This is a genomic window from Pseudoalteromonas sp. MMG006 (assembly GCF_018101025.1).
In the GTDB taxonomy this organism is placed as follows: Bacteria; Pseudomonadota; Gammaproteobacteria; order Enterobacterales; family Alteromonadaceae; genus Pseudoalteromonas.
In genome coordinates this window covers 181,759-198,766 of the sequence record NZ_JAGJEJ010000004.1, presented here as the reverse complement: position 1 = coordinate 198,766, position 17,008 = coordinate 181,759, and the positions used below count along the sequence as shown (strand labels likewise).

The following is a 17,008-nucleotide window of genomic DNA, read 5'->3' as shown; positions in this document are numbered from 1 at the left end:
CGTTTTTAATATTACTTCTTTTCTTCGTCAGGTAGTGTCACGTTTAGTTCAAGTACCGCTAAATCGTCTTCGTTTTGATCAAATTGTACCTGAACTGCGTCAGTATTTACGTTCACATACTTTCGGATCACATCTAAAATATCTTGTTTTAATTGTGGTAAGTAATCCGGCGTTCCACGTTGAGAACGTTCGTGCGCGACAATAATCTGCAATCGCTCTTTTGCTAATGACGCGCTGTTTTTCTTTTCTGAGCGGAAGTAGTCAAGTAAAGACACATTAACCTCCAAAAATCCGTTTAAATAAGCCTTTTTTCTCAACGTCTAAGAAGCGAAAATCGACTGTTTCACCTAATAAGCGATTAATTGCATCTGCATAGGCTTGGCCAGCATCAGAATCGCCATCTAAAATTACAGGTTGGCCTGAGTTAGATGCGCTCAATACGGCTTGCGACTCAGGGATAACACCTAAAAGAGGAATAGATAGAATATCTTGTACGTCTTCTACCGATAACATTTCACCTTTCTCAACACGCTCAGGATTGTAACGCGTTAATAATAAGTGCTCTTTAATATTTTCTAGGCCTTCTTCAGCACGTTTAGATTTGCTGTGTAAAATGCCTAAAATTCTGTCTGAATCGCGAACTGAAGACACTTCTGGGTTTGTTGTTACTATTGCTTCATCAGCAAAATACATTGCCATCATCGCGCCAGCTTCAATACCTGCTGGAGAGTCACATACGATGTAGTCAAAATCTTTTTTCAATTCGTTAAGTACACGCTCAACACCTTCACGGGTAAGTGCGTCTTTATCTCGAGTTTGCGAAGCAGGAAGTAAAAATAGTTTTTCTACGCGCTTGTCTTTTATTAGCGCCTGATTAAGGTTTGCTTCACCATTAATTACGTTTACAAAATCGTATACAACGCGACGTTCACAACCCATGATTAAATCAAGGTTACGTAAACCAATGTCGAAATCGATAATTACTGTTTTGTAGCCTTTTAATGCTAATCCGGTGCCAATTGCAGCGCTTGATGTTGTTTTACCAACACCGCCTTTACCTGAGGTAACGACAATTACTTTTGCCATGAGATTTATCCTTTAACCAAAGCTGAAATTTCTAATGATTCGTCTTTTTGTTGTATTTGCACTGCATTTCCCCAATGTTCGCCCTGAAGGGAATCACTTATCCAGTAATTGCCATCTATTGAAACCAACTCAGCCTCAAGCTTTTGGCAGAAAATGTGTGCTTTTTTGAAACCTTTTGCGCCTGCAATGGCGCGCCCGCGTAATGTGCCATATATATGTACATTACCATCGGCAATAACTTCTGCACCGTGGCTTACTGCGCCAAGTACTATTAAATCTCTATCTTTTGCATAAACCTGTTGTCCAGAACGTACCGTACCATTAATAATTTGTGCAGGTAAATAAACCGTTTTTTCTACAATCGAGGTATTTGCCTCTTGTTTAACAGGTTCGTTCTTAACGTCTTGTGAATAATTTAATACAGATAGGCCTGCAGCTTTAGCTTGTACATGTTGCTCATCAGAGCCGTTACATACACCTACTGCGTTAAAACTCATACGCTCAATAAGTGATTTTAAATGAACAAAATCTAAAGAGCTGTTTCTAATTTCTATTAAATTAACAACTATAGGAGCCCCTTCAAAAAACTTAGGGGCTTGGGCTATTTTTACATATAACTGTTCTGCTAAAAGGGTTATATCAGTACTGTAAAGATGTAAAACTGATAACGTAAAAAGATTCCCTTTTAACTCAAAAATTTGGTCCGACATACACGCTCAATTGAATTGTTCGATAAGAAATTATTTAAGATAAACACAGGCTGAATAAGGCCTTTATTGAAATTTCTAATCTAATTTTTCTAACTTATTATTACTCTCATGTTATAGTGTGCGGCATTGTTAAGCAAGAATTTATAGGCTCATAATGCTCACTGCGGTATATAAAAGTAAGAAAAAAGCGGATACCTTCCTATTTGTTGAAAAAAGAGATGATTTTAGTAAAGTTCCGGAACCTTTAATGACCATGTTTGGTCAACCTCAATACGTTATGATCATTAATTTAGCAAAGCGTGAACATTTAGGTGGTGCAGATTTAGAAACAGTTAAAGCCGCTTTATCTGATCCTGATAAAGGCTTTTATTTACAAATACCACCGCCAAAAGAAAACTTGTTAAGTCAATTACGAAAAGAAAATGGAGCCGATAGTGATTAGAAAACTGACCGTTTTATTATGTGGGGTTTGCTTAAGTGGCTCTGTAATAGCCAAAACTCAAGCTGAATTTCAAACGTATTTAACAGATTTAAAGCATGAAGCGATAGCAAAAGGTTACGACAGCAAATTAATCGATGATGCTTTCGCTACTGCTACGTATAAAGAAAAAGTTGTATCTGCTGATAAAAATCAACCAGAAGTAAAAGAAACACTTGAAACATATTTACCTAAACGTGTACCGCAATGGAAAATTGACCGCGCACGTAAGCTTTATGCAGAAAATAAAGATGTATTGGAACAAGTAGCAAAAGAATTTGGCGTACAGGCACGCTTTATTGTGGCACTTTGGGGTCTTGAGAGTAATTTTGGTACAATTCAAGGCGGTCATAATGTTATTTCATCTTTGGTAACACTTGCTTTTGATGGACGTCGTGAAGCTCTTTATAAACGCCAACTATGGGCTGCACTAGATATATTAAAGTCGGGCCATATTACGCTTGATAAGTTTAAAGGTTCTTGGGCTGGTGCGATGGGGCAAACACAGTTTATGCCTACCTCTTTTAATGCTTATGCGGTCGATTATAATAATGACGGTCGAAAAGACATTTGGACTACCAAAGAGGATGCGTTTGCCTCTATTGCTAATTACTTAAAACAAGAAGGGTGGGATGACTCTCTTACTTGGGGCCGCCAGGTGCAGTTGCCAGAAAATTTTGACAGTAAATATGTATTAGTACGTGGCACTAAAACACGTAAACAATGGCTTGAGTACTGGAATGATTCTGAGCGCTCGTTGGCTGAATGGCAAGCGTTAGGTGTGCGCAAAGCAGATGGCTCTGATTTACCTAATGTTGATGTTCGTGCAGCTTTAGTTATGCCCGATGATATTAATGGGCGTATGTACTTAGCATACGATAACTATAAAGTATTCATGCATTGGAATCGCTCGTATTACTTTGCCACAAGCGTGGGCTACCTATCAGATAGAATCGGTTATCCTAAAATTTAATTACCGATTATCTATATTAAAAAAGCCGCTGTATGCGGCTTTTTGTATTTAGATAAGAGCTTAGGGTTTATTGTTCTTTTTTAAATATTTTATCTTTTAAGTCGATTACCTTGCCAATGCCTGATCCAAGCTTCATGAGCTTATTTAACTGCTCAGGACTTAAACGTTGTAGTTCTGATGACCACTTTGTAACCGTTTCTAATAGGTTATGAATTTCACCCATTTGTTTTTGAGCGTATAGCTCATCGTCATTACTGGCTTCATCAAGCAAGTTGTCACGCAGCAGACTTAAGGTTGGATCAATTTCACGTTTTTTTCGTTCTTCAAAAACACGATTGGCCATGTCCCAAATTTCACCAGCAGGTGCATAATACTCTTTTCTATCTCCAGGCTTATGATGTACTTTTATTAGTTGCCATGATTGTAATTCTTTTATGCCCATGCTTACGTTACCACGTGAAATACTCAGCGAATCCGCTATTTCGTTTGCAGTCATGGGTTCTTTAGTAATGATCAATAAGCCACACATTTGCCCTATGGTTCTATTGAAACCCCAGCGGCTGCCCATTTCACCACAATGCATAACAAAGGCTAAATTTTTTTCGGATAAACTCATAGCTTTTTAACTTTCAGTAAATTCAGAAAGTAATGCTAGCATGCTGATTTTGGATAGCAAGATTTTAGATTAAGTAAAATTAAACTTACACATCTAAAGGTTGATTTAGATTAATTTTTCTTCATCAAAATTAGGTTATGTTTATAGCTAATACTCTTCTTAGACCGTTAGCCTAGTTAGATTTAACTTGGTTACCCACATACGATGGAATGACTATGAAAGCTGCAATAAACACTCAGTACAAAGGTAAATTACAAATTACAGACTTACCAAAGCCACAAGTAGGCATTAATGATGTTTTGGTTAAAATAGTGGCCTGTGGAGTATGTCATACCGACTTACATGCCTGTCATGGTGATTGGCCGGTAAAACCCAAAATGCCACTTGTGCCGGGACACGAAGGCGTAGGCATAATTGAAGAAGTAGGCAGCAACATACAGCATTTAGCGGTTGGAGATAGAGTAGGTGTGCCTTGGCTTTATAGTGCTTGTGGTCATTGTGAATTTTGTTTAGAGGGTAAAGAAACCCTGTGTTTATCACAGCAGAACACGGGTTACTCAATCGATGGTGGTTATGCAGAATATTGCTTAGCTCATGGCGATTATGTTATTAAAATTCCAGATGGTTTAGGTTTTTCAGAGGCTGCGCCTTTATTTTGTGCAGGTGTTACTACCTATAAAGCATTAAAAGTATCGGGTGTAAAACCAGGTGACTGGGTTGCTATTGTTGGTGTGGGTGGGCTCGGGCATTTAGCTGTGCAATATGCCAAAGCAATGGGCTTTAATGTAATAGCTGTTGATACAGGCAAAGAAAAACTTGAGCTTGCTAAAGAGTTAGGCGCAGATATTACTCTCGATTTTAAAGAAGTTATACCAAGTGAAGCAATATTTGAACAAGTTGGTGGTGCGCATGGTGTTGTGTGTACTGCGGTATCTAAAGCGGGTTTTGAGCAAGCTTATAAAAGTGTGCGTCGGGGTGGTAAGTGTGTGTTAGTGGGGTTACCGCCAGAGGATATGCCATTACCTATATTTGATACTGTGCTCAATGGTGTATCGGTAGTCGGGTCGATTGTTGGCACGCGGAAAGATTTACAAGAGTGCTTGGAATTTGCGGCTCAAGGAAAGGTTAAAGCTATTATAGAAGAAAAGCGCCTAGAAGATATCAACGAAATATTTGATGATATGATCCAAGGTGATATCAATGGTCGAATAGTGGTTACACTTTGATTTAGCCGTTAAATAAAAAGGCATGCCCAAGCAGGCATGCCTTGATTATATGTTTTAACCAATCAATTGCATGATTATAGTGTGTAACTAAAGCGTGTAACTAAAGCTTAATTTAGCGTTACGTTCTTCACCTGGCATACCGCCTAAGAACATTGCTTTAGAGTAATACTTTTTGTTAAACAGATTGTTTAAGTTTAGCTGCATGTGCCATTTATCTGTAGTGTACGAAACCGCTGCATCATAAACTGTGTAGCTAGGTACGTAACCATCAGGGATACTAAATGAGCTTGAATTAGTACTTCTGTTATCAACAAACGTAATACCACCGCTAATATTAACAGCCTCTGGTAAATTAAACATTTCAGCGTAATAAGTAACCCAGGTACTTGCAGTTACATAAGGTACACCTTTTTGGCGCGTATCGTAGCTACTGCTTGTTGGGTTAGATTTATCGCGTGCGTCTTGATAAACCCCATTTATATTAATTTTCCACTGCTCATTTAAGTGCGCATTCAAGTCAAGCTCAACACCCTTAGTTTGTTCTTCACCATCGTAATAGCTTTCAACCACATCTGAGCTAGATACACCCGCCTCATATAGAGGGTTAGCGTATTCTAAATTAGTTCGTGCGCTTTCAAATATAACAAGTGATGCTAAAAGCTGATCATCAAACGCTTTAAACCTAAAGCCTAAATCATTGCTGATTGACTCTGAATCTTCTCTATCAGCTTCATTTCCTGCGACTGAACCTAATACACTGTATGCAGTACGTCCTTTCGCGTGGTTTATAAACACAGAAAAATCTTCAGTGGGTTGATAAGTCGCGCCTAAGTTATACGTTAAACCACTGTCAGAAGTATTTGCTTCAGGCGTTGGTTGAGCACGACTTGAACTATAACGCTCATCAACACCAAAGTGCTCGTAAGATTGCTTAATACGGTTGTAAGCAACACCTACACGTGTTGTTACTTCGTCTGTAATGTAACCTACATGCTGAATACCTAAGCCCCATGCTTGTACTTTTTTATTATAGTCACTTGTTTTAAGTGGATCATAATCGTCAAAGCTACCTGTTGGCCAATTTGGTGCTCTCATATCATAAATATATGGCAAGCTACCTTGGTATAATAAGTTACCTTCACTGTCGTAGATTTCTTTGTCTGCATCGTATATTGAGTACTGTTTAAAGCGTATATCTCTGTCTTCATAGTTAGCATTAACTAAAAGTTCGTTATCTACGTCACCAAGCATAAAGTCATAGCGCAGGTCTAAAAAGTATTGCCACGATTTTTCGTCGGCTTCTACTTGGCGGTACTCTTGTCGACGTGCTGCAAATGGATAAAGTACACCGTCTTCAACAAGTGGTGCGCGAGGGTCATTGTTAATAATCCCGTCACGTGTTGAATAAACGTAGTTAAACGCACCGGTTTGGCGTGCAAAGCTTGATGTGTAGTTACGGTATTGCAGTTGCTGATTTAAAAATAAATCATCTGTAATAAAGTAATTGTGCGTTAGTTTGAAGCGTAATTCTTCACCTTCATTATCATCTGCCATTGGTGAAATAATACCGTTGGTTCCGAAGTCGTAAGGGGTTAAACCATCAGTCGATGACAATGAATCAGCTAGCTGTTGTTGCTGATCTGATGTTAATTGTACGCCGCTGCCTGTAGGATCATTGACTAAATCAGCGCCTGTTACTTCACCAGCGCTTAGGCCATTTGCAGTTTCTGCACTATAAATACGAATAGGGTGACCTATTGAGTCAACTGCAATCGAGTCCTTAATATATGCGCCAGAGAGCATAATGTCTTGTTTATCACTTAATACATATTTAAGTGATGCGTAAAGCTCATCTCTGTCTTCTTTTAGGTCACGGTAACCATCGCTAGAGGCTGTTTTTGCCATAACACGATAGGCTAAATTATCAGTGATTGCGTTGGTGCTATCAAATGCAAGTGAGTAGCTATCCCATTGTCCAAGCTCAGCAGATATTTTATGTTTTTCTTCAAACTCTGGCTTTTTTTCAATTAAGTTAATTACGCCACCAGCACTACCAATACCGTATAAACCTGTTGCTGGGCCTTTTAATACCTCAACCGACTCTACATTTGTTAAAGACCGTGTTGGATTAAATGTATTGCCAAGGCCTGCACCGCCATACATACCATCATAAGTATAGTTAGCGTCTAAGCCACGAATCACAAGATTGTCACCAATGCCATAGTTATTACCAGCTTGTGTTAAACCACTTACGTTACGCGTTAACTCTTGTAAGCTATCTACACCTTGTGACTCTATTAGTTCACGGTCAATAACAACAACCGGAGCAGGCGTTTCCATTAGTGACATATCAGATTTAGTAGCAAGACCTGAGCTCATTACTACTTGGTTTTGTTTTTGATAAACGCTAATACGTTCAATATCTTCTTCAGCTGATTGGGCAACTGCAATATGTGCATTTAAGCATGCTAGGGTAACTAATGAGTATTTAAATTTTTTCATGGGGTGATAAGTATTCGCATTTAGTAACTTTGCGCGAATGATAATGGTTATTGTTTTTAAAGTGAATAAAAAGTTCAAATAAATTTATTAAATAGTGTTTTTTGATTCAAAAATATACAGTTGAGGGTGTTTTTAGGTTATTAATGCAACATTGTTTACGTTTTATTAATTAACAGCAAGACTATAAAATTAGCAATAACGAAATAAATAATTTATCTTCAATAAAGTCATTATTGTTTGTACAGGTTGATTATTAACAACTAAATATCAGCTTAAGGCGTAAAGTATAAGTAATTAGCTTAATTTTTATGGGGAATAAGGTGTGTTACCTTAAACCCCTAAGAACAGGTAAATTCTACTATCTAAAAATTATAAAATTAATGCTACAAATCATTTTTATACACTTTACCTGCTTTCATAACAAAAGGGATATGCTCTAGTTCAGTAATATTTTCAAGTGGGTTGCCTTTTAATGCAATTATATCTGCCGCAAACCCTGCTTTTAGCTGACCAAGCTTAGTGTTCATTTTTAATAGTTTTGCACTATTAATTGTTGCAGCTTGAATTGCTTGCAGTTCAGACATACCAAATTCAACCATACGGGAAAACTGTTTTGCGTTATCTCCGTGAGGGTAAATAGCGGCGTCTGTACCAAATACCATGTTAACACCTGCTTTTACTGCTCGACTAAAACTGTCTCGCTGTTTTTTTGACACTTGGCGTTCTTTATTTAGATTTTCTTGCGCTACACCATTTTGCTCGCCATAGCTAAGCGTATACTCGGTGTTGTAAATATCCATAGATAGCCATGTACCATGTTTTTTAGCTAGGGCAATCGCTTCATCATCTAAAAAGCTGGCATGCTCTATACTATCAACGCCTGCTTTAATTGCTGTTTTAATACCGCTTGTTCCATGAGCATGCGCAGCGACGGGTAAATCACGCATGTGCGCTTCATCTACAATGGCTTTCATTTCTTCAAATGAATACTGCTGAACACCTACTTTTGTGCCTTTTGAAAAAACCCCACCTGTTGCACAAAACTTTATTGCATTAGCACCGTATTTAATGTTTTCACGCACTTTTACGCGCGCAGCCCACGGACCATCAGCTACACCGTTTGAAGTGAATTTTAGCTCAGGAGGTAAACGGTTATTATCGCAATGCCCACCAGTAATCCCTAAAGAAGGACCTGCGGCCCAAATGCGTGGCCCTACAATATCACCTGCGTTAATACCGTCACGCACTGCAATAACGCTATAGCCTTGTGCACCCACATTTCGAAGTGTGGTAAAGCCAGCTTCTAATGTTTTTTTAGCAAAATAGGCTGCTTTAATAGCCATACGGGGTACTGATTGGCCTAAACGTTCGCTTCGTGGCACGGTAGGATCACTTGTTAAATGAACGTGCATATCCATAAGACCAGGCATTATTGTTTGCTCTGGTAGTTGAATATATTTATCCCCTTTTAATAATTTGGGATCTTTATTTTGTTCAATATCTGTGATGATGCCGTCATCAATAGTAATTAAAGGCGATTGAATGAGTTTACCGGTTTGTACATCAATCATCGCTTTTGCAGATAAATAAGTCGTTGCTTGAGCGTTAATGCTTGAAAAAGTTAACAATGCTATTGCAGCACTGAGCATTTGTTTTTTCATTGTTATTCTTCTGTAGTAGTGGTTTTAATTAAATTTAATGTAACAACCTAATACAAAAGTGTAAATAGAGATTCTGAAGCTCAATTTATCGTAATTTCTTTATTAAGTAGTGGTTTATAAGCATAATTAAAAGTCGACACAAAAAAGGAATACCATGAAACCTATTAAATTTGCTTTAGTTGCCAGTAGCGTTATGTTTGCTTTAAGTGGCTGTACAAGTACTGATGTTAGTGAGCGTACTAATACCAATGTACAGTTAAACAGTTCAAACGCACAAGCATCTGTAATTTCAGAATTATCAGCAGAGCAGCAGCTCGATGTACTTGTAGCTCAATATTACGATGAATCACTTACATTTAAGCCAATTAATGCAACTTACACTGGCCGTAGTGAATTTAACGACCAATTCACACCAGAAATTTCAGAAAAAAATCGAGCTAAAAAAACGGCTTTTTATAAAAAATACCAACAACGTCTAACCTATATAGATAAATCACAATTAACGGGGCAGGCGCTTTTAAGCTATGAAATTTTAGCTAGAGATTTGGCACTTAATTTAGAAGGGATGCAGTTTCCAAGCTATATGCTTGCGATTAACCAAATGTCTGGGGCGCATAATACTTTTGCAGGCTTTGGTTCTGGGCAAAGTGCTCAGCCATTTAATACTGTTCAAGACTACACTAATTTTTTAAAGCGCAGCAAAGGGTTTATTACATGGCTTAGTAGCGTACAGCATGCAATGGCGCAAGGTATTAAAGCCGGTATTACCTTACCTAAACCTTTGGCTCAAAAACTTCAGCCACAATTTGCAGCTCACGTTGTAAAAAAAGCCGAGGACTCATTATTCTGGGGGCCTATAGCCAACTTACCTAAAACATTTTCGGCAAAGCAAAAACAGCAACTAACAACACAATACGAAACGCTCATCATGAATGATTTGGTGCCAGCCTATAAAAGCATGAGTGATTTTTTAGCTAATCAATATATTCCAAATAGCCGAGAAACAGTAGGGTATAGCGACTTACCCAATGGCAAAGCGTGGTATGAATACCAAATTAAAAAGAACACGACACTTAATTTATCAGCTGATGAAATTCACGTTATTGGTTTAAGTGAGGTGTCACGTATTTTAGATGAAATGAAAAAGGTAAAACGCGATGTGGGTTTTGAAGGCTCACTCTCAGCGTTTTTTGAGCATTTACGTGATTCAGACGAATTTTATTATGATACGCCTGAACAGTTGATCGCCGCATACGAAAATATTAAACAAAAAATAGATTCGCGCGTTCCGCTACTTTTTGATATTGCTCCTAAAGCACCTTATGTTGTAAAAGCAGTTGAAGCGTACAGAGCGCAATCTGCGGCTGGGGCATCATATGCTGCGCCTGCACCGGACGGATCACGCCCAGGTATTTTTTACATTAATACTTATAACCTAAAAGCGCAGCCTAAGTTTTTACTCGAAACACTCTCTATTCATGAAGCTGCACCAGGGCACCACTTTCAAATTGCTTTACAGCAAGAGATAGAAGGACTACCTGACTTTAGAAAATTTGGTGGCTATACCGTATTTGCTGAAGGTTGGGCGTTGTACGCTGAAAGTTTAGGCAAAGAGCTTGGCTTATTTACCAACCCTTATATGTGGTACGGGCGTTTAGCTGATGAACAACTTAGATCTATGCGTTTAGTGCTTGATACCGGTTTTCACGCAAAAGGCTGGACACGTCAGCAAGGTATTGATTACATGCTTGCTAACTCATCAATGGCCAAAAGCGATGTTATAGCCGAGGTTGAGCGTTATATTGCATGGCCTGGGCAAGCGCTCTCATACAAATTAGGGCAGTTTAAAATTCAGCAGTTACGTGATTACGCTAAAAAAGAATTAGGCGATAAGTTTGATATTAAAGCGTTCCACACACAAATATTGATAGATGGCGCACTACCGATGCCAATTTTAGAAGAAAAAATTAAACGGTGGGTTGCAACGCAAAAGTAATCAATTACGCGAAAGCCCGTACTAATAAAGGTGCGGGCTTTGCGCGCATAGCTGCAATACGTTAGAATGCGCGCTCTTTAGGGGCGCGAGTAAATTATGTTTGATCAAGAATTAGCAGATACACAGTTTTGGCTTAAAAAAAATCTAAGCGACATGAACCAAAGTGAATGGGAAGCCATTTGTGACGGATGTGGAAAGTGTTGTTTAAACACCTTTATTGATAGCGAAGATGAAGACGAATTTACCGCCACCGATCAACTTCGTGAAGGCGAAGAACTGATTTTCACAAATATCGTTTGCCAATACCTTGATAACAATACCTGTGGTTGTAGCGAATACGAAAACCGCCAAACGCTAGTCCCATCTTGTGTAAAGCTTACTAAAGCGAATCTTAAAGATATCTTTTTTATGCCGCAAAGTTGCAGCTACCGCCGCTTGCATGAAGGTCGTGGTTTAGCATCATGGCATCCGTTATTAAATAACGGGAATAAAACAAAAATGCATGAGTTAGGTATTTCTGTAAAAGATAAAACCGTTAAAGATTGTGACGTAATGCTTGATGATTTTGATTTATACATTGCCGAGTGGCCAACAAAGGACGCTGATTAATGAGTGAGCTAAAAGCAAGTATTGGTTTAATTAATCCTAAGAGTCCTACTAATGTAGGTGGCGTTTTGCGCGCTGCAGGTTGCTACGATGCTAAGCAAGTATTTTTTACTGGTAACCGATACTTAAACGCTAAAAAATTTCATACCGATACAAAAAATGTAGTTGAAAGAATCCCCCTTACCGAAACTAACAACCTTGAGTTGGTAAAGCCTGAAGGTGCAACTGTCGTTGTTATCGAGCTGATAGAAGGTGCTACACCGTTACCTGATTTTCAACACCCAGAAAATGCGTTTTATGTTTTTGGTCCTGAAGATGGGTCTGTACCAAAAGACGTTTTAAAATGGTGTGATGAAGTGGTTTACATTCCTACTATTGGGTGTATGAACTTAGCAGCAACATGTAATGTTGTGTTATACGATCGCCTAGCGAAGATTGGCGGGGTAGAGAGTAGTGACGACACTATTATTAGCTCTCGCGATACAAACAATAAAATGAGATGGAAAAAAACAGATTAATCGTATATTTCTGCTTTTACTACAGAACCTAGTTTGTATGTACCTAAATGTAACTTACAAGCTAGGTTGAGTTCACTAAACACACCTGCCTTTACAAAATCTTACTCAATTAAATCATGCAAATAATTAATTTTTTACTAAGCTTGAATAAATTAAACATTTTAAGATATTGCAATGCGTTGGTTATTTTTATTAGTTTTATTGTTAGCAAGCAACCCTAGTTATTCTGATTCAACAGTAGAATATTACTTAAATGGTAGTCATCATGTTATAGACGGTTATAACCATAAATCAGGAATACTGTTTGAGACTGAAAATTCAAAGCAAACTCTTCATTTAGCTACGCTAGACTGGCCTCCGTATATTGGTAATAATTTATGTAAAAAAGGATGGGTATATCAATTTTCAGTGGCGTTGTTGAATAGTAAAGGTTACAGCGTTTATATTGAATTTTTACCATGGGCCCGTGCGGTAAGAAACGTAGAGCTAGGTAAAGCAGATATACTACTTCCAGAATACTTTATTGAAGATACAGCTCCTTCTGATTACGTTACCAATAAAACGCGCCGTGAACTACTAGGATTATCAAATTCATTTGTAGGGGGAAAAATTGCTTTTTTAAAACGCAAAGGTGAAACAGATCGTTTTACAGGTAATTTAAAATCTCTAAAAGGCCATAAAATAGGTGTTGTACGAGGGTATCAAAACACACCTGAATTTGACGCTATGATGGATAATGGTGAGTTTGAAACGATTAGTGCCGTTGATGATTTACAGCTTGTACAACTTCTTGCAGCTAAGCGTGTAGATTTAATAATTGGCGATCCTCAAGTACTTAAATTTTCTGTGGTTTATTCAACGCTTAGCGATACTAAAAAGCAGAATCTGTTAAGTTCTATTGAACAAGAAACCACTCCTTTGCAATATAACCCACTTTATTTTGCTATAAGTAAACTTACCCCCTCATGGCTTAATGTTTTAGAAGATATTAATGAAGGCCTATATCAGTTTCACAACAGTGGCGAGACTGAACGAATAATTAAAAGCCTTGATAAAGGATGTAACTGAGTAGGAACGTTCCTGTTTGAGTTTCACCCAATTAACAAATAAACAGGTAAACTTGCCTTAATTTGTTAATGGAGTGAAAACAACGTGAGTGAAATAAATATAAATCAATCATATGGTGTCAATGAGCAATCTAATAAAAATTATCTGTTTCCGTTGACCGCCATGACGACCCTGTTTTTTTTGTGGGGTTTTATAACCGTTTTAAATGATGTACTAATACCGCGCTTGAAGGGGGTATTTGACCTCAGTTATTTTGAGGCAATGTTAGTACAGTTCTGTTTCTTCGGTGCTTATTTTATAGTTTCTATACCTGCTGGCATTTTAGTAAAGCAGCTTGGCTATAAAAAGGGCATATTAACAGGCTTAATTGTTGCCTCTGTTGGTTGTATGCTGTTTTATCCCGCTGTAGTAGTGCATGAATATTGGCTGTTTTTAGGTGCTTTATTTGTACTTGCTGCAGGTGTAACGGTATTACAGGTGTCAGCCAATCCTTACGTGGCAGCTCTTGGCCCTGAGAAAACAGCTTCATCTCGTTTAAACTTAGCACAAGCACTTAATGCTTTGGGCACAACAGTTGGGCCATATGTAGGTGGTATATTATTTTTTGGCACTGCTGGCACACTCGCGGCTTCCGCTGCTAGTGCTGAGTCTGTAAAAGTACCTTATTTAATGCTTGCAGCTGCCTTGCTGTTAATCGCTATTATTTTTGCATTTATTAAACTACCTGAAATAGACGCGCATAAAGAAAAGAACAATGCCGCCATTGAATCTCGCTCGCTTACGCAAGCACCACACCTAACTATGGGTGTGCTTGCTATATTTTGTTATGTGGGTGGAGAGGTTGCTATAGGAAGCTTTTTAGTTAATTATTTTGGTGAAGCGCATATAGCAGGTCTTGAAGAGCATGCAGCTGCTGCACTAATTAGTTATTATTGGGGCGGTGCGATGGTAGGGCGCTTTATTGGGTCGGCACTTTTACAAAAAATTGCCCCATCAAAAGCTATTGCCTTTAACGCATTCAGTGTTATTGCATTACTGCTTATTACCATATTTACACAAGGCGATATTGCACTCTATTCAGTGCTTGCGATAGGTTTATTTAATTCTATTATGTTTCCGACAATATTTTCTGTAGCAATTGAAAAGTTAGGCTCGCTGACAAGTAAAGGATCGGGTTGGTTATGTTTAGCTATTGTAGGCGGTGCGTTGGTTCCTTTGTTGCAAGGTTTTATAGCCGATACAGTAAACATACAGCAAAGTTTTTTTGTACCGATGATATGTTACGTATTTATAGCGTGGTATGGCTTAAATGTTACTCGTTTAGCAAATAAGTGGAAATAACCTACTTATTTTAAGTGGTTGAATACGTATTCAACCACTTAAATTATTTTTAATATAAGAACGTTCCAATTTTAGTGTTTCCTTGCTACCTCTCGTCAAATAAGTACTTGCCTTGTTATAGGATAGAAATTCACTACTTTATTATTGTTTCTTATTAGTAATCTGTTTTTAAGTCTTGTTTAGTAAGACATTTAGCTGTTTTTTTGCTAAAAGTATGAAGTTAATAATGAAGAATAATATAAAGGGCTCATGTGTTTAACTCTTTAAAGCGATGTTTCAAGGTAAATATTGTGTTGCTTACTGTATTTCAGCAAAAGTTAGTCTTTGCTTTTTATTGTTTTGCGTGCTTTTTAATAACTAAATTTGTTATGGTTAATTACACAGCTAAATTTTATCAGCTTGATTATTCAGAACTATTAAATATGGCTAGCAGAACAAGGTTTTTAGAATTAAGTGTAAATCGTTTCGGTGCAACTGATGCCTAAAAAAAGTGTTAGTACACAAAGTTGGCGTAACCTTATCAACATCGACAACGTTTATAGCTCTGACAAGCAACGGCAAGCTTTTTCGTTATTTACAATGATTGCTATTGCGATTGTTGTATTAACGATACTGGTGGCTTTAAATTATAAGATATATTCGCCAATCCTAACGGTTTCGTTAATTGTAGTTAATATTACAATTATTTGTAGCACAGTCTATTTTGTAAAAACGGGTAAGCTAGAGGTTGTCGCTTTAATTAGCATGCTTATAGTTTTTATTATGTGCGTGGCGCTTACTTATACAGGGGGAAATGAAAATACAGCCCTTTATTGGCTTATGTTTTACCCCGTTGTTAGTTTTGCTTCTTTAGGTGTTAAGTATGCTACATGGCTTGGATCATGTTTATTGCTTTGCTGTACATTTATATTGTATGGGCCCGATATTGGGCAAGTTAGTTATGGTGATGTTGAAAAGTCACGTTTTTTAGCCGGTTTTACTTTAGTGTTTGTTTTTTCATTTATTGGTGAATATTTTAGGCACAGAAGCCATATGAATATCGCGGGTATTACTCTTGAACAAACACAAGACGCTTATACTGATCAGCTTACCGGTGGTGCTAATAGGCGCTTTATAACCTCACATTTTTTAAAATTGGTTGATGAAAATCCACACGAATACTTGCCTTTTTCAATTTTGTTACTCGATTTAGATAACTTTAAAGCGTTGAACGACACGTACGGCCATGACTTTGGTGATACTGTTTTAATTGAGTTTACAAAATTGCTAGAGTCGCAGTTTCCAAGCTCTGCGGTTAAAGCGCGTTATGGTGGTGAGGAATTTGTAGTGATTTTGCCAAACGAGCGCAGTCAACAGGCCACTAAATTAGCTGATGACTTTAGAGAATATGTGAGTGAATATGTTATTTTAAATAGTACTAAATCCAGGGTCGTATTAACGTGTAGTATAGGCGTAGCACAAGTAAATAATGTGGCTGAGTACGAAAAAGAATTAAAAAAAGCTGATGAATTTTTATATTTAGCGAAAGAGCAAGGTCGCAATAAAGTTAGATCAGCACATAATAAAGGTTAATTATGACACAAAGTAAACTCATATATGTTCATGACCCAATGTGTAGTTGGTGTTGGGGTTTTGTACCTACCTGGTTAAAGCTAAAAAGCGAACTAGAAAATAACTTTAAAGATATACTAACCATAGAGTACAAAGTGGGGGGCTTAGCACCGGACAGCCAAGCGCCTATGCCACAAAATATGCAAGATATGCTACAAAACACATGGCGTAAAATCGCTGCACAGTTAGGTACACAATTTAATTATGCCTTTTGGCAAGAATGCGAGCCTAGGCGTTCAACCTATCCAGCATGCAGGGCTGCGCTTATTGCACGTAAAGCCAATAAAGAGGCCGACATGGTCGCTGCTATTCAACATGCTTATTATCTCAATGCTCAAAACCCGTCTGACGAAAGCACGCTAATTGAACTTGCACATGAGATTGGTCTTGACGCAGAAGCGTTTGCAATTGCACTGCAATCACATCAAATTAATGATGAGCTTAATAAAGAGCTTGCCTATGCGCATAGCTTACCCATTCAAGGCTTTCCATCTTTAGTACTGATCAGCAATAACAACGCTTTTCCTATTGCGATTAATTACACCGATTGGCAGCAGTCTTTTAATCAAATTAGTGCGCTTTTAAAATAATTTTTTATAAATGAGTGTTTTGTCAC

Annotated in this window: 16 protein-coding genes; 10 read left to right on the top strand and 6 right to left on the bottom strand. The window is 37.8% G+C overall.

Going from position 1 to position 17,008, the window contains the following annotated elements; all coding sequences use genetic code 11:
• Positions 1-11 precede the first annotated feature (11 nt).
• The 3 genes from minE to minC are packed head-to-tail and all read right to left on the bottom strand — an operon-like array spanning position 12 to position 1,796.
• Positions 12-275 (bottom strand): cell division topological specificity factor MinE, encoded by a 264-nt coding sequence (gene minE / locus J8L73_RS06630; protein WP_004586362.1) that lies wholly within the window; start codon positions 273-275, stop codon positions 12-14.
• Between the two features lies 1 nt (position 276).
• Entirely contained in the window at positions 277-1,086 is an 810-nt protein-coding gene (minD, locus tag J8L73_RS06625) for a septum site-determining protein MinD (protein ID WP_211001129.1), read from the bottom strand.
• A 5-nt stretch (positions 1,087-1,091) separates the two neighbouring features.
• A complete protein-coding gene (gene minC / locus J8L73_RS06620) occupies positions 1,092-1,796 on the bottom strand; it encodes a septum site-determining protein MinC (RefSeq protein ID WP_211001130.1) in 705 nt (234 codons plus the stop codon).
• Between the two features lie 154 nt (positions 1,797-1,950).
• On the opposite strand from minC, the gene J8L73_RS06615 reads away from it, so the two are divergent.
• Entirely contained in the window at positions 1,951-2,238 is a 288-nt protein-coding gene (locus J8L73_RS06615; protein ID WP_211001131.1) for a YcgL domain-containing protein, read from the top strand.
• Positions 2,231-3,247 carry a lytic murein transglycosylase gene (locus J8L73_RS06610; RefSeq protein WP_211015589.1) on the top strand — a complete coding sequence of 339 codons (1,017 nt, stop codon included), beginning with the start codon at positions 2,231-2,233 and terminating at the stop codon, positions 3,245-3,247. The genes J8L73_RS06615 and J8L73_RS06610 overlap by 8 nt, the downstream gene beginning before the upstream one ends.
• 67 nt (positions 3,248-3,314) lie before the next feature.
• Here the strand turns inward: J8L73_RS06610 and J8L73_RS06605 are convergent, their stop codons facing one another.
• Positions 3,315-3,863 carry a MarR family transcriptional regulator gene (locus J8L73_RS06605; protein WP_211001133.1) on the bottom strand — a complete coding sequence of 183 codons (549 nt, stop codon included), beginning with the start codon at positions 3,861-3,863 and terminating at the stop codon, positions 3,315-3,317.
• A gap of 215 nt (positions 3,864-4,078) precedes the next feature.
• On the opposite strand from J8L73_RS06605, the gene adhP reads away from it, so the two are divergent.
• Positions 4,079-5,089 carry an alcohol dehydrogenase AdhP gene (gene adhP, locus J8L73_RS06600; protein WP_211015586.1) on the top strand — a complete coding sequence of 337 codons (1,011 nt, stop codon included), beginning with the start codon at positions 4,079-4,081 and terminating at the stop codon, positions 5,087-5,089.
• An 87-nt stretch (positions 5,090-5,176) separates the two neighbouring features.
• Here the strand turns inward: adhP and J8L73_RS06595 are convergent, their stop codons facing one another.
• Entirely contained in the window at positions 5,177-7,591 is a 2,415-nt protein-coding gene (locus tag J8L73_RS06595) for a TonB-dependent receptor (protein ID WP_211001135.1), read from the bottom strand.
• A 383-nt stretch (positions 7,592-7,974) separates the two neighbouring features.
• Positions 7,975-9,252 (bottom strand): amidohydrolase family protein, encoded by a 1,278-nt coding sequence (locus J8L73_RS06590; protein ID WP_211015584.1) that lies wholly within the window; start codon positions 9,250-9,252, stop codon positions 7,975-7,977.
• 154 nt (positions 9,253-9,406) lie between these two features.
• On the opposite strand from J8L73_RS06590, the gene J8L73_RS06585 reads away from it, so the two are divergent.
• From J8L73_RS06585 to J8L73_RS06555, 7 genes are all read left to right on the top strand, one after another.
• A complete protein-coding gene (locus J8L73_RS06585; protein WP_211015582.1) occupies positions 9,407-11,248 on the top strand; it encodes a DUF885 domain-containing protein in 1,842 nt (613 codons plus the stop codon).
• Between the two features lie 96 nt (positions 11,249-11,344).
• Positions 11,345-11,857 (top strand): YcgN family cysteine cluster protein, encoded by a 513-nt coding sequence (locus J8L73_RS06580; RefSeq protein WP_211015581.1) that lies wholly within the window; start codon positions 11,345-11,347, stop codon positions 11,855-11,857.
• Positions 11,857-12,372, top strand: coding sequence for an RNA methyltransferase (locus J8L73_RS06575; RefSeq protein ID WP_211001139.1), 516 nt, complete (start codon positions 11,857-11,859; stop codon positions 12,370-12,372). Before J8L73_RS06580 ends, J8L73_RS06575 begins: the two co-directional genes overlap by 1 nt.
• A 174-nt stretch (positions 12,373-12,546) precedes the next feature.
• The gene (locus J8L73_RS06570; protein WP_211015579.1) at positions 12,547-13,440 is read left to right on the top strand and encodes a transporter substrate-binding domain-containing protein; all 894 of its coding nucleotides are present in this window, start codon (positions 12,547-12,549) and stop codon (positions 13,438-13,440) included.
• Between the two features lie 84 nt (positions 13,441-13,524).
• Positions 13,525-14,781, top strand: coding sequence for a sugar MFS transporter (locus J8L73_RS06565; RefSeq protein ID WP_211015577.1), 1,257 nt, complete (start codon positions 13,525-13,527; stop codon positions 14,779-14,781).
• A gap of 477 nt (positions 14,782-15,258) precedes the next feature.
• Positions 15,259-16,353, top strand: coding sequence for a GGDEF domain-containing protein (locus J8L73_RS06560; RefSeq protein ID WP_211015575.1), 1,095 nt, complete (start codon positions 15,259-15,261; stop codon positions 16,351-16,353).
• A 2-nt stretch (positions 16,354-16,355) separates the two neighbouring features.
• Complete coding sequence (locus tag J8L73_RS06555) at positions 16,356-16,982, top strand: DsbA family protein (RefSeq protein WP_211015573.1); 627 nt, start codon at positions 16,356-16,358, stop codon at positions 16,980-16,982.
• Positions 16,983-17,008 lie beyond the last annotated feature (26 nt).

What these genes read in the sequence shown, in the direction of transcription:
- J8L73_RS06605 (WP_211001133.1), bottom strand. Translation starts at nt 3,863, where the DNA reads ATGAGTTTATCCGAAAAAAATTTAGCCTTTGTTATGCATTGTGGTGAA.
- J8L73_RS06615 (WP_211001131.1), top strand. Translation starts at nt 1,951, where the DNA reads ATGCTCACTGCGGTATATAAAAGTAAGAAAAAAGCGGATACCTTCCTA.
- J8L73_RS06575 (WP_211001139.1), top strand. Translation starts at nt 11,857, where the DNA reads ATGAGTGAGCTAAAAGCAAGTATTGGTTTAATTAATCCTAAGAGTCCT.
- minC (WP_211001130.1), bottom strand. Translation starts at nt 1,796, where the DNA reads ATGTCGGACCAAATTTTTGAGTTAAAAGGGAATCTTTTTACGTTATCA.
- J8L73_RS06580 (WP_211015581.1), top strand. Translation starts at nt 11,345, where the DNA reads ATGTTTGATCAAGAATTAGCAGATACACAGTTTTGGCTTAAAAAAAAT.
- J8L73_RS06560 (WP_211015575.1), top strand. Translation starts at nt 15,259, where the DNA reads ATGCCTAAAAAAAGTGTTAGTACACAAAGTTGGCGTAACCTTATCAAC.
- J8L73_RS06570 (WP_211015579.1), top strand. Translation starts at nt 12,547, where the DNA reads ATGCGTTGGTTATTTTTATTAGTTTTATTGTTAGCAAGCAACCCTAGT.
- minD (WP_211001129.1), bottom strand. Translation starts at nt 1,086, where the DNA reads ATGGCAAAAGTAATTGTCGTTACCTCAGGTAAAGGCGGTGTTGGTAAA.
- J8L73_RS06555 (WP_211015573.1), top strand. Translation starts at nt 16,356, where the DNA reads ATGACACAAAGTAAACTCATATATGTTCATGACCCAATGTGTAGTTGG.
- J8L73_RS06590 (WP_211015584.1), bottom strand. Translation starts at nt 9,252, where the DNA reads ATGAAAAAACAAATGCTCAGTGCTGCAATAGCATTGTTAACTTTTTCA.
- J8L73_RS06595 (WP_211001135.1), bottom strand. Translation starts at nt 7,591, where the DNA reads ATGAAAAAATTTAAATACTCATTAGTTACCCTAGCATGCTTAAATGCA.
- adhP (WP_211015586.1), top strand. Translation starts at nt 4,079, where the DNA reads ATGAAAGCTGCAATAAACACTCAGTACAAAGGTAAATTACAAATTACA.
- J8L73_RS06585 (WP_211015582.1), top strand. Translation starts at nt 9,407, where the DNA reads ATGAAACCTATTAAATTTGCTTTAGTTGCCAGTAGCGTTATGTTTGCT.